Annotated in this window: 11 protein-coding genes; 5 read left to right on the top strand and 6 right to left on the bottom strand. The window is 39.9% G+C overall.

Annotation, left to right across the window (positions count from 1 at the left end; genetic code table 11):
• Positions 1-10 precede the first annotated feature (10 nt).
• Positions 11-838 (top strand): translation elongation factor Ts, encoded by an 828-nt coding sequence (gene tsf / locus AC0L7T_RS21630; RefSeq protein WP_473338356.1) that lies wholly within the window; start codon positions 11-13, stop codon positions 836-838.
• Between the two features lie 474 nt (positions 839-1,312).
• Here tsf and AC0L7T_RS21635 read toward each other — a convergent pair whose 3' ends face one another.
• The 3 genes from AC0L7T_RS21635 to AC0L7T_RS21645 form a co-directional block, all read right to left on the bottom strand.
• Positions 1,313-2,848: a hypothetical protein gene (locus tag AC0L7T_RS21635; RefSeq protein ID WP_473338357.1), complete on the bottom strand. Its 1,536-nt coding sequence runs from the start codon at positions 2,846-2,848 to the stop codon at positions 1,313-1,315.
• Between the two features lie 324 nt (positions 2,849-3,172).
• Positions 3,173-4,021, bottom strand: a complete 849-nt coding sequence (locus AC0L7T_RS21640) for a lysylphosphatidylglycerol synthase transmembrane domain-containing protein (RefSeq protein WP_473343393.1) — start codon at positions 4,019-4,021, stop codon at positions 3,173-3,175.
• Positions 4,002-4,955, bottom strand: coding sequence for a glycosyltransferase family 2 protein (locus AC0L7T_RS21645; protein WP_473338359.1), 954 nt, complete (start codon positions 4,953-4,955; stop codon positions 4,002-4,004). The genes AC0L7T_RS21640 and AC0L7T_RS21645 overlap by 20 nt, the downstream gene beginning before the upstream one ends.
• 375 nt (positions 4,956-5,330) lie before the next feature.
• On the opposite strand from AC0L7T_RS21645, the gene AC0L7T_RS21650 reads away from it, so the two are divergent.
• Both AC0L7T_RS21650 and AC0L7T_RS21655 read left to right on the top strand, forming a co-directional pair.
• A complete protein-coding gene (locus tag AC0L7T_RS21650) occupies positions 5,331-6,425 on the top strand; it encodes a Gfo/Idh/MocA family protein (protein ID WP_473338360.1) in 1,095 nt (364 codons plus the stop codon).
• 386 nt (positions 6,426-6,811) lie between these two features.
• A complete protein-coding gene (locus AC0L7T_RS21655) occupies positions 6,812-8,464 on the top strand; it encodes an ArnT family glycosyltransferase (RefSeq protein ID WP_473338362.1) in 1,653 nt (550 codons plus the stop codon).
• Positions 8,465-8,518: 54 nt separating this feature from the next.
• Here AC0L7T_RS21655 and AC0L7T_RS21660 read toward each other — a convergent pair whose 3' ends face one another.
• The 3 genes from AC0L7T_RS21660 to rpsU are packed head-to-tail and all read right to left on the bottom strand — an operon-like array spanning position 8,519 to position 9,990.
• Positions 8,519-8,824, bottom strand: a complete 306-nt coding sequence (locus tag AC0L7T_RS21660) for an HPF/RaiA family ribosome-associated protein (protein ID WP_020892964.1) — start codon at positions 8,822-8,824, stop codon at positions 8,519-8,521.
• A 31-nt stretch (positions 8,825-8,855) separates the two neighbouring features.
• Positions 8,856-9,740 (bottom strand): tyrosine-type recombinase/integrase, encoded by an 885-nt coding sequence (locus AC0L7T_RS21665; protein WP_473338364.1) that lies wholly within the window; start codon positions 9,738-9,740, stop codon positions 8,856-8,858.
• Between the two features lie 55 nt (positions 9,741-9,795).
• Entirely contained in the window at positions 9,796-9,990 is a 195-nt protein-coding gene (gene rpsU / locus AC0L7T_RS21670; RefSeq protein WP_040416628.1) for a 30S ribosomal protein S21, read from the bottom strand.
• Between the two features lie 366 nt (positions 9,991-10,356).
• Here rpsU and galE point away from each other — a divergent pair, with 366 nt between their 5' ends.
• Both galE and AC0L7T_RS21680 read left to right on the top strand, forming a co-directional pair.
• Positions 10,357-11,379 carry a UDP-glucose 4-epimerase GalE gene (gene galE, locus AC0L7T_RS21675; protein WP_473338365.1) on the top strand — a complete coding sequence of 341 codons (1,023 nt, stop codon included), beginning with the start codon at positions 10,357-10,359 and terminating at the stop codon, positions 11,377-11,379.
• 4 nt (positions 11,380-11,383) lie between these two features.
• A complete protein-coding gene (locus AC0L7T_RS21680) occupies positions 11,384-13,666 on the top strand; it encodes a GH92 family glycosyl hydrolase (protein ID WP_473338366.1) in 2,283 nt (760 codons plus the stop codon).
• The last annotated feature ends 82 nt before the right edge of the window (positions 13,667-13,748 follow it).

The following is a 13,748-nucleotide window of genomic DNA, read 5'->3' on the forward strand; positions in this document are numbered from 1 at the left end:
ATATAAACCAATGGCTATTACTGCACAAGAGGTAAATAAATTGAGACAAAAAACCGGAGCCGGTATGATGGATTGTAAAAAAGCCCTTACCGAAGCTGAAGGAGATTTTGAAAAAGCTATTGATATCCTAAGGAAAAAAGGACAAAAAGTTTCAGCTTCCAGAGCAGACCGTGAAACAAAAGAAGGTGTAGTCGTTACTAGCCTAAGTGAAGACGGAAAAACTGGTATTTTGATGTCACTTACCTGTGAAACTGACTTTGTTGCCAAAAATGAGGAATTTTCCACATTTGCAAACGCAATACTTACTGAAGCCGTAAAAGCAAATGCTGACAGCATCGATGCTGTTATGGCACTGCCATTTGAAGGCATTACAATCGGTGAAAAAATCACTGAAATGACCGGTAAAATCGGTGAAAAAATTGAAGTGTCTCACTTCGAAAAAGTAACAGGCGAAATTGTAGAGCCTTATATACATTCTAATGGTAAATTAGGCGTATTGGTAGCACTTAACACTGCTGGTGCCGATGCTTCTGATGCCGGAAAAGATGTGGCCATGCAAATTGCCGCTATGAATCCTGTAGCACTAGACAAAGATGGCGTTGATTCATCTGTGGTAGAAAGAGAAATAGAAGTTGGAAAAGATCAGGCAAGACAAGACGGAAAGCCTGAAGCTATGTTGGAAAAAATCGCCTTGGGGAAACTAAACAAGTTCTACAAAGAGAACACTTTGCTTAGCCAGGCATTTGTAAAAGACACAAGTAAAACAATCGCTCAATACCTTGACAGCGTAAGCAAAGGATTGACCGTAACAAGTTTCAAAAGAGTTTCTATAGGTTAATCCTAACAGAAACCAAAACTTTGAAAAGCCTGCCCCTATTTTGGGTCAGGCTTTTTTGCTTTTAGAACTGGGTTATTAAAATCCGAAACATGCATTAGACCTTCTCTTACGTGATTAAATCATTTCCCCTGAAGAAAAATCTGGACAGGCTAAGAAAAGTCAGGAATCCCTATTGAATAACTCCATCTAACTTATTAAAAGGTAATCATAGTAGAATTGAAGTCATTGTTTCTATTTAACAAGCCCAGAAAGGGCGCAATAACACAGTCACGGGTGTAGCCCGTGGTTCAGTGAATGCACATTAAATGATTTTGGCGGTATTGTTGCCATTTTTTATGCAACAATGTTGACAAAATCTCTCAAGTTAACCACCAAACGTTACATTTCACATGCCTCGAATACGGTTTAAAGGCTGGAAAAAATGAACATGGTAAAACACCTTAGAAAGACAGAAGTACTTCCAATAGTCAGGTTTTAATTAAATTGCTGTAACATTTCCTCTACTTTCTTTTCGAAAAGGGCTTGCCATTCAGGTGCCAGAAACGTATCGCTGTCTTCTTGCGCAGCTCCTTTGTTTCGAAGCTGTTCAGCGGTTGGCGCATAATAGATGTACCCATTGGTATAACCCGCAACAAATGTGGAAGCGTATTTGGATCGCTCCTTTATATTTAAGCCTATTTCAACAGTCAATTCTCCGGGAAAGGTAACCAGATAAAAATCACCAATGTTCACTGCTAAAATCTCAACTGAGATCATAGGTTCTCCCTGGGCCAATTCATTGTGCATTTTTACCAATGCCAGGTTGGTATTTACGCGCACTAGTTCCTCCATGGTGTAAATATTATTTTGATAATTTGCCATGTCATTTTTATTGACCTCATCCCAAGTACGCAATCCACAGGCCTCTATCATCTCTTCATGCATGTACCTGTAAGCATAGGCTGAAGGGTTAGACACTGAATAATTGTGTTCATTTAACAAGCCTAAATAAGTTTTCAAATTGACATTGGTGCCACGAAGAGCGTTGACCAATTTCATTTGTTTTTCCTCCAACGCCTTGATACGACTTTGGAAATCAGCCATGGGGAGCTCCATGGTTTCATTGATGAGATGGATTTTATCAACTTTTTTACTGGTGATGCCTTTTAGGGCATTAAGTACACTGAGACCTAGCATGTTTCCCAATGGTTCTGCATTCGGAGGCGTCTCTACCCCTTTATAGGAGACAGGGTTGATGTCTCCTCCACATCCTTGCAAGAAAAACGCCATGGTTCCCTCCATCTGATCCTCTATTACCTTAGATGCAAAACCAATCATGTCCGCTGTATTGCCCCCGTTAGGCACGCCTTGAATGGGGTGAACAGCGAAATTATAGATCACCGCTAAGTTTTCGCCATTAAATTTATCCAACCTTAGAATTCCAATTTCGGGATCAATGGGCCCAATTTTGGCAATCTCTTCATCTGGAGGAAATGGATAGGCCCTTCGCATGTCTGCCTGATCCCCATTTTTCAAATACACCCTCCTATTTTCCATGACCCTATTTTCAAAGCCAGTTCCTGTCCCAATTTTAACCTTTGCCATATTTTTACTTGCAGCAAGGACAGCATCTATTGTCAGTTGGTCCACATCCTTTCGAACGATTCCATGGCAATGGCTGGCATTGATCAGCACATTGGAGGGAGGGATGCCCAGTTCATTTTGGATTTTCGTACGGACGGTCTCCATGTATCCTTCGCTAATGGGGCCTATCCCTTCCAAGGCCACAACATCAAGGGTAATAATAACCATCTTAGTGGTTCCATCATCCAAGACCATGGCTTTGACAAAAAGAGGATCGTTTACCTTTCCTGACTCTTTGTCAGTAATGTCCACTTTGGCCACTCCCGCTTTTATTTGAGCCAAGGCTGGTGAGCTAAGCATAAGTGTAAATAGTAATGAAAAAAGTAATTGCTTCAGAAAGATTCGTTTCACTTCTGAATGTGCTAAACCCATTCTTAATTTCTCCATGTTTTAGTTATTTGGCCGATCAGGAAATATACCCAAATATAAATTTTAAATATTCGTATCCTTATATACTTAAATCTATAATTTTATTTCTTGAAATTTCCTTATTGAATTATAAGTAAGCAAAGAACAGGAAATTATCAGGCAAGAATAACAAGATCGGTTTGGCCAATTCTCTCTAAGCAAAGGTTAAAAAAATCATTGCCCCATCGTGTAAAGCAAGAATTTTCAAAGCAAATTAAGACAGCAATTGTAGCGAATATCTTGCGTACGATTACCAGGAATGGAGGAAGAATTTGAGGGATAGAATTTTATATAGGCAAGAGTTTACTCTTTGTATTTGACAAAAATACCAGAAAGAGAGGTAAGCATTGAAATTAGGAAAAACAAAAGGCTAAAGGCTACAGCCACGTTCTGATCAATACCAACGTACTCATGGGCAAGGACAAAAACCAATTCTCTAGCCCCTACTCCACCAATCGTCAGCGGCAACACCGAGACGGTGCTAGACACGAGAAATACAAAAAGATAGGGAATAACCTGCTGTTGAACGCCTAAGCTCACCAAAATAAAATAGGCACTAAACAATTGAAGACCTTGGTTTAGAAAAGAGAAGCCTGTACTTGAAGGGATGGTACCCATAAATTGCTTGAAAAATAGCAGCATCACCAGGTAAAAGCCGAGGGGAATGGTCGCTATTCCTAAGATACCTAACCAAAACATAGACACTGGGAAGTCCCATGGCAGGTTCAATACCAGCATCAGGCAAAACATCAGCCAAAGCAAAACAGCCAGTCCATTGCCCCTATCAAGCAATACGGCGCTGAGCAATTGTTTGATAGGGATTTTATGAATTTTATTGAGCAAGTAAACTTTATAGCCATCTCCCCCTATTCCACCGGGAAGAAATAAATTGTAAAACATTCCTATTGCATACAATTTTAAATTTTTTATTTCAGGAAGATGTAAGCCTATATCCTTAAAATATATATTTAACCTTATGGCACTAAAAAATTTAGAGATCACGAAGAACACCCATGCCAGAAAAAGCCAACCGGGATTGGCCGTTTGAATCACTTCCCAGGTGGTTTTGGTATCTATTTTATTAAAAACCAGGTACAGTGCTGCTCCAGTAAGAAGAATTTTCAGAAAAAGTTTAAGCCTCTTTTTTACCACCTTGAACAATTGCTTTCACTGTATAAGTCTTTTTATCCTGCGATTCGTAATAAGTTCTTACGATTATTTCGGCCACAATTCCAGTAGTGATTAGCTGTACCCCTCCAAGTAGCAATATAAACCCTACTAAAAGTATGGGACGGCCCCAAATATCCTCTCCCATGATTTTCAGAATAAGCAGGTAAATATTGATTAGGATCCCTCCTGAAAAGGCGAAGAGCCCCAAAGTTCCAAAAATATGAATGGGTCGCTGAAAATACTTCTGAAAGAAGAGCATTAAAATCAGGTCAGCAATCACTTTAAAAGTCCTGCTTAGACCATATTTGGACTCTCCATGTATCCTTGGATGATGTTTTACATCTACCTCTGTCATCCTAGCACCTTCCTGCATTGCTAAAACAGGAATAAACCGATGTAGTTCTCCATACAACCCCATATTCTGGGCGATATGTGCTTTATATATCCTCAAACTACAACCATAATCTGACATATACACCTTGGTAGTAGTTCTAATCAGCCAATTGGCCATTTTACTGGGTAATTTCCGAAGGACAAAGCCATCTTGTCTATTGGCCCTTCGTCCAGCCACCACATCCCAATCCTCATTTCTTACCATTTCCAGAAGCATGGGGATATCACTGGGGTCATTTTGAAGGTCACCATCCATGGTCACAATATACTTTCCATTGGAATGGTCGATCCCTCCTGCCAATGCTGTTGTTTGACCGTAATTTTTATTAAACACCAAAACCCGGGTTCTTTCATTTGCTAAAAGCTTCATTTTTTCCACCGAGCGATCGGTTGAACCGTCGTCCACCAATAGCAGCTCATAATCTATTGCCGACAAGGCACTGTACACTGCTTCAAGCAAAGGTTCAATATTACCTTCTTCATTAAAAATGGTAATGACAACGGAAATTTCTGGTTGGGCCATGATTCAAAATTTGGACGAAATTAAAGCTTTTTAAAAGCTGTGGCAAATTGATGGGCTAAAACCTACTCTTAAAAGAACAGCATTTTGGAAAACACTACGCTTCAGTCTATTTGACCAGATAGCAATTTTGCTTATATTTAATCCCAAATGGGCAATAAAAGAGCAGTAAAAACCTGGTCCAAATATAAACCTTTCCTGCTAAAATTATTTCATTCATATATAACCAGGTTTTCATTTACACTTAAAGCAACCATCGGAGGATAGTGAAATTGAGGGAACAAAATATTTAATCTCAATTTCTGCTACCAAGTACTATTTAAAGAATAAAACAGAAATACCTTTTGTAGCATTTTATCAAAACATAAACCTAATCCAATGAATACCCAATCCAGAAGAAATGCGCTTAAATCAATTGCCTTAGGCAGTAGTCTGGCCCTGGTCAGTCCTTATGAATTATTGGCAGCAAAAAAGAAACGAAAAATCGGGGTCGCGCTTGTCGGCCTAGGCTATTACAGCACGGATTTACTGGCTCCGGCTTTACAGCAGACAGAACATTGCTACCTTGCAGGCATCGTTACAGGCACTCCTGCTAAAGCAGTCGCCTGGAAAGAAAAATACCAAATTCCTGAAAAGAATATCTACAATTACGAAAATTTTGATTCAATAGCAGACAATCCTGACATTGATGTCGTTTATGTGGTATTGCCTCCATCAATGCATGAGGAATATGTGGTACGGGCCAGCAATGCCGCCAAACATGTTTGGTGTGAGAAACCGATGGCAGTTACCAGCAAAGAATGCAAGAACATGATCAAAGCCTGTAAAAAGAACAATGTGCAACTTACCATTGGCTACAGATTACAGCATGAACCAAACACAAAAGAATACCGGTCGATCATCCAAAACAATAAGTTGGGTAAGGTGAAATATGTAAACTGCGAAGCAGGCTACAGGGAAAACAGAACCGATCATTGGAAACAGAAAAAAGAGATGGGTGGCGGTGTCATTTATGACATGGGTGTTTATGCCATTCAAGGGGCAAGATTGGGAACAAATATGGAGCCCATAGCCGTACACTCGGCCAAAGCAATTTCTACTCGTCCAGAAATCTATAAAGATGGTCTGGCCGATGAAGTGACGGCAAAATTGGAATTCCCAGGAGGCGTATTTGCAGACATCAGAACCTCATTTGCTGAAGGAACTAATTACCTAACAGTGGAATGTGAAAAAGGCGATATCGCCTTGAAACCTTTTTCAAGCTATGGGGGAGCCAAAGGAGAAAGCCCATTAGGACTGATCAACCACTCTTACGAAGTACCTTGGCAACAAGCCAATCAAATGGATGACGATGCACTTGCCATCATAGGAAACAAAGCACCTTTGGTACCTGGAGAAGAAGGGCTTCGCGACATAAGAATAGTAGAAGCCATTCTCAAATCTGCCGAAAAAGGTGAAAGCGTAAAGATTTAACGAGATTAACAAAACGTCTTAAATCTTTCCAAATCGTAAACCACCAAAGGGAAACAATTCATTCTCATTGTCCTTTGGTGGTATTTTAATGAAATAACCTCCCTAAAAAGCCTGTGTCTCAGGTTATTTGAGGCAGGGAGGATTATGAGCGTATAAATAGTATAAACGCCTAAGTCCTTAATCGAGGTTAAAAAAACAAGCACTTAAATATTGAAATCCACGAGTGCAAACAGATGGTAATAATTAAAGCAGGATAAATTTGGTTGTCAAAAATAAATTTCCTGCATCATTTCATCCGGTTTAAAAATATATTCAAAGTTCTTTTAGAAAGAAAACACCGCTCAAGCCTTTTATTTTTTTAATTTTACCCCTAATTCTTTTCAACAATGAACAAAACACCAGGGTGGATTAACTCTTACGGCTTTCCTATGGTCGCCTTTTTGGTTCTGATAGGACCATTCGCGCTTGATTTTCACCTCCACTACCCGGACGAGATGTATTATACTGATGCAGCAATCCGAATGATGCAGAATGGTGATTACCTGACCACCTATCTAGGGAGTGGTGAATTGCGATTCAAAAAACCCATATTGACCTATTGGTTCGTACTTGCAGGTTTCAAAACGCTTGGTGTGGCCGCCTACTCTTCCCGAATTTTATTCCTACTCTTTGGTGCAGGAATAATTCCAATGGTCTATCATATAGCAAAAATGGTAGGGCGAAGTAAAAAACTCCCTGTATGGTCTGCATGGATTATTGCCACGCATCCCATTGTCATATTTAGCAGCACCCGCTCTATCCCAGATATTTTGCTGGCATTTTTTATGACTTTGGCAGCGGTAGGCGTGACAGGTTTATTAAAGTATGGAAATAACAGTCCCAAGAAATACCTTTGGTTTTTTTATTTGGGATTGGCTTTTGCCTTCGAATCGAAAGGACTTCCTGCAGCAGCCTTGGGTCTTGTGGCCATAGCGTATATGCTCTTTAATCCTTGGAAGCGCATTAAACTTATCAAACTTTTGTATTTGCCTGCAATAATTATTGCCTTGTTTATTGGCTTGTTCTGGTTTATGGCCATGTATTTAAAATTTGGCCCTGTGTATTTGGATTCGTTTATAGAAGATCAGGTGGGCATGCGTGTAGGGAACAGGCTATTGATGATTGCTAAACATTTTGTTTTTGCTGTGCTCTTAATGGTCGGTCTCTTTGTCCCTTGGGTCAGTTTAAAGATAAAGAAGCTGTTACCAGGAATAAAAACTGTTTTTAGTCAAAACAAGGCTTTCATGGGATTTGCAATGGTCTGGGTGCTTTCCATCATAGGTATGACGGCAATGGTATCCACATTTTATGAGCGCTACCTGCTTCCTGTTACACCTATTGCTTCCATTTTCCTGGCTGGAGTATTATTGAAAACCTATGTTATCCCATCCAAGGCAATGAAAGTCTGGACCAAAATATTTATAGGGATCAATTGGCTGGTATTGTCCGTCGCCCTATTTGCTCATGTAGGATTAGGAAGTCCTATTTGGATATTTGGCCAATGGATCATTGGATTTGGTTTAAGCGTGTTGCTTTGGAAAAAAATCAGCCAGCCAGCCTATCAGTTGCAGGTAATGGGCCTTTCTATTCTCTTATTGTTTTTCTCCATTGCGCTGGTTACCCATCCTTTGTCTATCCCCAATCAGGGAAGGCAGGTGCAAGCGTACATTTCGGGTCATAATATACCAGAAAACAGCAAAATTGCTTTTCTAGGAAACCTTCATTATGCCAGCAAAATAAGAATAGGGCTGGGGCCAGAATACCCTATGAAAACATTTGCCTCTTTAGGCGAAATACCTGATAGTTATTCGTATATCATATGCGATGAACCCAACAAAAAGAATCTTGAGGAAATACTCCCAATTACGGAAGTCGTCAGTTTAAATTGGGACCCTAAGTTTATCAATGAAATGATAATGGCCATAATAAACGGGAATACTTCTGAAGAAAAAATGAAATGGGGGAAAAAGTACTACTGGATTGACCGGTCTCTTGAATAAGCAAAAAAAGGCTTACCAAATGGCAAGCCTTTTTTCTTTTGTAATTGCCCAAGACTATTGCTTAGCCAAAACTAATTTTTCTTTGTGCTTTTTGATTTGCCTTCGAAGCGCCTCTATTGAGTCATCAGCTGCTGCTTCAAAAGAATCATTTTGACTTTTTGCAAAAAATTGTTTACCCGGTACATTCAGTTTGATTTCCACGATTTTATTTTCACTTTTATCATTTTTATCCAACCTCATAAAAACCTCCCCGTCAATGATTTGATCATAATAAGTATCAAGTTTATCCGACTTTTTTTGAATAAAATTGATCAATTTCTGATCGGCTACGAAATGAATTGAATGCATTTGTAATTTCATAATAATAAACGTTTAAAAGTTAAACTTCAATTTAAGCTTTCGGATGTGCCTGTTCATACACAGCCTTAAGTTTCTCAATAGAATTATGAGTATATACCTGAGTCGCGGCAAGGCTCGCATGCCCCAGAAGATCTTTGACAGCGTTTAAGTCTGCTCCTTTATTTAGAAGATGGGTTGCAAAGGTATGTCTCATAAGGTGAGGATTGCTTTGGGTGTTTCGGACAAAAAGATTTAAATATTTCTTAACAATTCGATAAATCATCATGGGATAAGCTACCTCTCTATTTAATCTAACGATGAAAAAATCATTTTCGTTTTGAATAGAAAAACATTCTTCAAAAACTTTTTTGTAGTGAAGTATGGCTACTCTTAGTTCACTTGAAATAGGGATTATTCTGTATTTTTTACCTTTACCCAGTACTTTTATCTGTAACTGACTAAGGTCCACCGCAGACCACTTTAATCCAATCAATTCGGACAATCTAATCCCTGTGAGATAAAGCGTTTGCATGACCATTCGGTCTCGCTGTCCTTCAAAATCAGCATCAAAATTTGTCGATTCTAGTAAGGTATAAATTTCTTTTTCCTGAATGAATGCGGGCAGGTTTCGCCCTTTTTTTAATGACCTTATTTTAAAAGTTGGGTCTTTACTGATGATTTGGGAGCGTAATAAAAATTTATAGAAAGACCGCAATGTGGCCATTTTTCTATTGACCGTGGTCACCTCTAGCCCCTCTTCAATAAGATCGACCATCCATGCCCTTATCTCTGCATGGCCCGCCTCCTCAGGATTAACCATGCCAAAGGCAGTATTTATAAAAAGGATAAACTGGTCAAGGTCTTTTTTATAAGCCAAGACCGTGTGTGGACTTACCCTTTTCTCATGTTCAAGGTAGCTAATAAATGAAAAAAGCATATCGATGTTTTAGAACATCAATATGCTTAATTTTTTTCGAAAATGAAAGGATTTCTTATTTACCTTCCGCTTCTTGCATGCGTTGCTTGTAAGCTGCTTTAATCACTTCGGTTCTTCTAGAAATAGAAGGTTTTTCGAAAGCCTGTCTGCTTCTCAATTCACGAATGACTCCTGTTTTATCAAACTTCTTCTTGAAACGCTTTAACGCTTTCTCGATAGATTCGTTCTCTTTTACGTTAACTACGATCATAATATACACCTCCTTTCAGTGCGCAAAGGTAAAGAATCTTATTGATAACCCCAAAATAAACACCATTCCTATTGAACTGATCTAACACAGAAGCTAAATAACCAATTGTATTTGTGGTTTAACCTGAAATAGGCCATCTATTTGGTACTGGGATTTCTTCCACAGAATCACCAGCACACACTACTACCTAATCTAAGTTTAAAACTCCTTTTGCCTTAAGCCAAAAACCATGCACCCTGATTCACATGCAGTTTTCCTTTTAGCAAGCACCCCAAATAGAAACAACTCTGATTCTAAGTTTGAAAATTCAAGTACATATTAAGTTTTATTTCTTTCTAAGGATAGGATAAAATTTTATATTTGACAATGGAAAAAATTTTAATAACTGGTGGGGCCGGATATATTGGTTCCCATACGGCGGTGGCTCTTTTGGAAGCCGGCTACCAGCCCATCATCATCGATGATTTTTCAAATTCCGAAAAAAGCGCTCTGTTAGGTCTTAAGAAAATTACTGGTCAAGACATCCCTTGTTATGAAGGTGATTGTAATGATGCTGAATTAATGGACCGTATTTTCACGGAAAACAAGCTTTCCGGGGTCATTCATTTTGCAGCTTTTAAGGCTGTTGGTGAGAGCTCAATGCTTCCTTTAAAATATTACACCAATAATATCAGTTCGCTATTGGTGCTTTTGGCCACTATGAACAAACACAATGTGGAGAATTTGGTTTTCTCTTCTTCATGTACAGTGTATGGTCAACCAGATAAACTTCCTGTGAAGGAATCTACCCCTAGAAAAAAAGCGGAAAGCCCGTACGGGAATACAAAAAAGATTTGCGAAGACATCTTGGTGGATCAAGTAAACAGTAAGGTGGCTTTATCTGCAATAGCCCTCCGTTACTTCAATCCAATTGGTGCACATACCTCCTCACTAATCGGTGAGTTACCCTTGGGTGTACCTTCCAACCTCGTTCCTTTTGTGACCCAAACAGGTGTGGGAATAAGAAAAGAATTAACTGTTTTTGGTGATGATTATGACACCCCTGATGGCACCTGTGTTCGGGATTACATCCATGTAATGGACTTGGCCGAAGCCCATGTAAAGGCTATCTCACATCTGAAAGGAAAAGAGGCGCCATTTTATGACATTTTTAATGTTGGTACTGGCAATGGCAATACTGTAATGGATGTAATAAAAGCTTTTGAAAAAGTAAGTGGCAAAGCACTAAATTATAAAGTAGGGCCTAGAAGACCTGGTGATGTTGTAAAAGTCTGGGCAGACACCTCAAAAATCAACCAAGAATTGAATTGGAAAGCCCGCTTCAATTTAGAGGAAGCATTAAGAGATAGTTGGAACTGGCAATTGGCCCTTTCCGAAAACAAAAGCTAATACTATGGTAAAATTTATATTCAGACTATTTGCATTTCTGTTGGTACTCCCAGCCATGGGGTTTCAAGCAAAACCGGATCCGAAACCTGTAGACCAAGTCTATCCGCTTCTGGATGCTGCAAACTCGAGGTGGTTTTATTTTAGTGCTGCGACGCGCCCCTTCGGCATGGTCAACCTAAGCCCTGACCATGTCATAGAAGGTGCCTGGAATAGCGGCTATCGATACAATGAAGACACCGTAAAAGGCTTCAGTCATATCCATGCCTGGCAAATGTCTGGAGTTTCGGTAATGCCTGTTAGTTATACCAGTGATCCTGAAGATTTATTGGAGGATTATTACTCCACTTATGACAGGGATAAAGAATCAATTAAACCTGGCTATCATAAGGTGTTTTTAGATCGATATGGTATAACTGCAGAATTAACCGCCACTCACCGTGTAGGATTGCACAAGTACAACTTCCCGGCTGGAAAGAAACAGGCAGTCCTTTTCCACCTTGGTGGAGTTTTGGGTCCAAGTAAAATGCAAGACGGTAGTTTGAAACAAGTTTCTCCCTATATTCTGGAAGGACAAATCACCAATTCGCCTACCTCAAGAAGACCCAATACTTTGACAGTACATTTCAGGGTTGAGTTTGATCAACCCATTGAAAAATTGATTGACAGCAATCAATCACCCCATCAGATAGTGGCTTTTGCTGAAAGCAAAGGAACGCCCCTGCACATGAAGGTGGCGCTTTCTTATACAAAGCCTGAAAATGCTGCGCTAAATATGGCGGAAGAGCTTCCTCACTGGGACTTTGATAAAGTGGTAAAGGAGACAGAAGATGTTTGGAATGAACTTCTTGGCAGAATAGAAGTAGAAGGAAATACCGAAACCCAGCAAAGGCGATTTTATACCGATTTATGGAAATCACTTCAGGGAAGAAGGACCATAAGCGATGTAAATGGTGCTTATCCTGACAATACCGGCGACACCTTCAAGATTGGTCAATTGCCACTTGACGATCAGGGAAAGCCCCTTTTCAAACAATACAATTCAGATTCCTTTTGGGGTGCACAGTGGACCATAAGTGTATTGTGGGGCTTGGTTTATCCTGAGATCGCAGAAGAATTTGCCAATAGTTTGCTTCAGTATTACAAAGATGGTGGTTTGGTCCCTCGAGGTCCTTCTGGAGGAAATTACACCTATGTGATGACCGGAGCATCCAGTACGCCGTTTTTTGTTGGATTGTATCAAAAAGGAATCCGTGGCTTTGATATAGCGCTGGCCTATGAAGGCCTTCGGAAAAACCACCTTTCCGGAGGAATGATGAGCAGATCAGGCTATGAGCACAAAACCGCTCTGGGCGGCAATGTAGAAGACTATATTAGTATGGGATATGTTCCCTATCCCAATCCCAGAGGTCGCTTTGGTGGGCATGAGCAAGGGGCTGGACAAACTTTGGAGTATAGCTATCAGGATTGGACACTGGCACAACTTGCGCTTGCCTTGGGCAAAAAGGAAGATGCTACCAATTTTTTAGCCCGTTCAAATAATTACAAAAATCTCTACGACCAACAAACTGGCTGGATAAGGCCTAAGGATGTAAATGGGGAATGGTTCAGTCCATTTGATCCTTATGACTACGCCAAAGGCTATGTCGAAGCCAATGGCGCTCAATTCACTTGGTTTGTACCACATGACATTGCAGGCTTGGCCACACTTATGGGTGGTAAAGAAAAAGCGGCTGAACGTTTGAACAAACAATTTGAAGAAGCGGAGAAACTTGGATTTACTTCCGGTACCTCTCATTCACTTGAAACACATCCTGAGTACAGAAGGATTCCTATTAATTATGGCAATCAACCTTCCATGCAAACGGCTTTCATCTTCAATTATCTAGACCGCCCTGACCTTACCCAATATTGGTCTAGAAAAGTATTGGCTGCAGCTTTTTCAGGTTTATCTCCAGAAAGCGGATTTAATGGCGATGAGGACCAAGGGCTTATGGGCTCATTGGCTGTGTTAATGAAACTAGGGCTGTTCCAGATGAATGCTGGAACGGAAGAAAATCCAATCTACGAATTAGGTAGTCCAATTTTCAATAAAGCCATAATACACCTCCATCCAGATTACTATACTGGTAAATCTATAACTATTCAGGCCCAGAACAATGGCCCTGAAAACTATTACATCTCCCGAAAAAGCTTTAATGGAAAACCTATAAAAGGCATTGGCATTCGCCATGGGGACTTGACCAAAGGAGGTATTTTGAGGCTTCAAATGAGTTCAAAATCCAAATAAAAAAAGGGGGCTAAATTTAGCCCCCTTTTTTTATTACCGGATAATGCAATTGCGCTTTACTGACTCTCCACTCATGTGGTTT

It is taken from the genome of Cyclobacterium sp. 10D3-21, from assembly GCF_055809755.1.

Bases quoted from the DNA above. Each gene is read 5' to 3' on its own strand.
- tsf (WP_473338356.1), top strand. From the start codon at position 11: ATGGCTATTACTGCACAAGAGGTAAATAAATTGAGACAAAAAACCGGA.
- AC0L7T_RS21635 (WP_473338357.1), bottom strand. From the start codon at position 2,848: ATGGAGAAATTAAGAATGGGTTTAGCACATTCAGAAGTGAAACGAATC.
- AC0L7T_RS21645 (WP_473338359.1), bottom strand. From the start codon at position 4,955: ATGGCCCAACCAGAAATTTCCGTTGTCATTACCATTTTTAATGAAGAA.
- AC0L7T_RS21650 (WP_473338360.1), top strand. From the start codon at position 5,331: ATGAATACCCAATCCAGAAGAAATGCGCTTAAATCAATTGCCTTAGGC.
- AC0L7T_RS21655 (WP_473338362.1), top strand. From the start codon at position 6,812: ATGAACAAAACACCAGGGTGGATTAACTCTTACGGCTTTCCTATGGTC.
- AC0L7T_RS21660 (WP_020892964.1), bottom strand. From the start codon at position 8,824: ATGAAATTACAAATGCATTCAATTCATTTCGTAGCCGATCAGAAATTG.
- AC0L7T_RS21665 (WP_473338364.1), bottom strand. From the start codon at position 9,740: ATGCTTTTTTCATTTATTAGCTACCTTGAACATGAGAAAAGGGTAAGT.
- rpsU (WP_040416628.1), bottom strand. From the start codon at position 9,990: ATGATCGTAGTTAACGTAAAAGAGAACGAATCTATCGAGAAAGCGTTA.
- galE (WP_473338365.1), top strand. From the start codon at position 10,357: ATGGAAAAAATTTTAATAACTGGTGGGGCCGGATATATTGGTTCCCAT.
- AC0L7T_RS21680 (WP_473338366.1), top strand. From the start codon at position 11,384: ATGGTAAAATTTATATTCAGACTATTTGCATTTCTGTTGGTACTCCCA.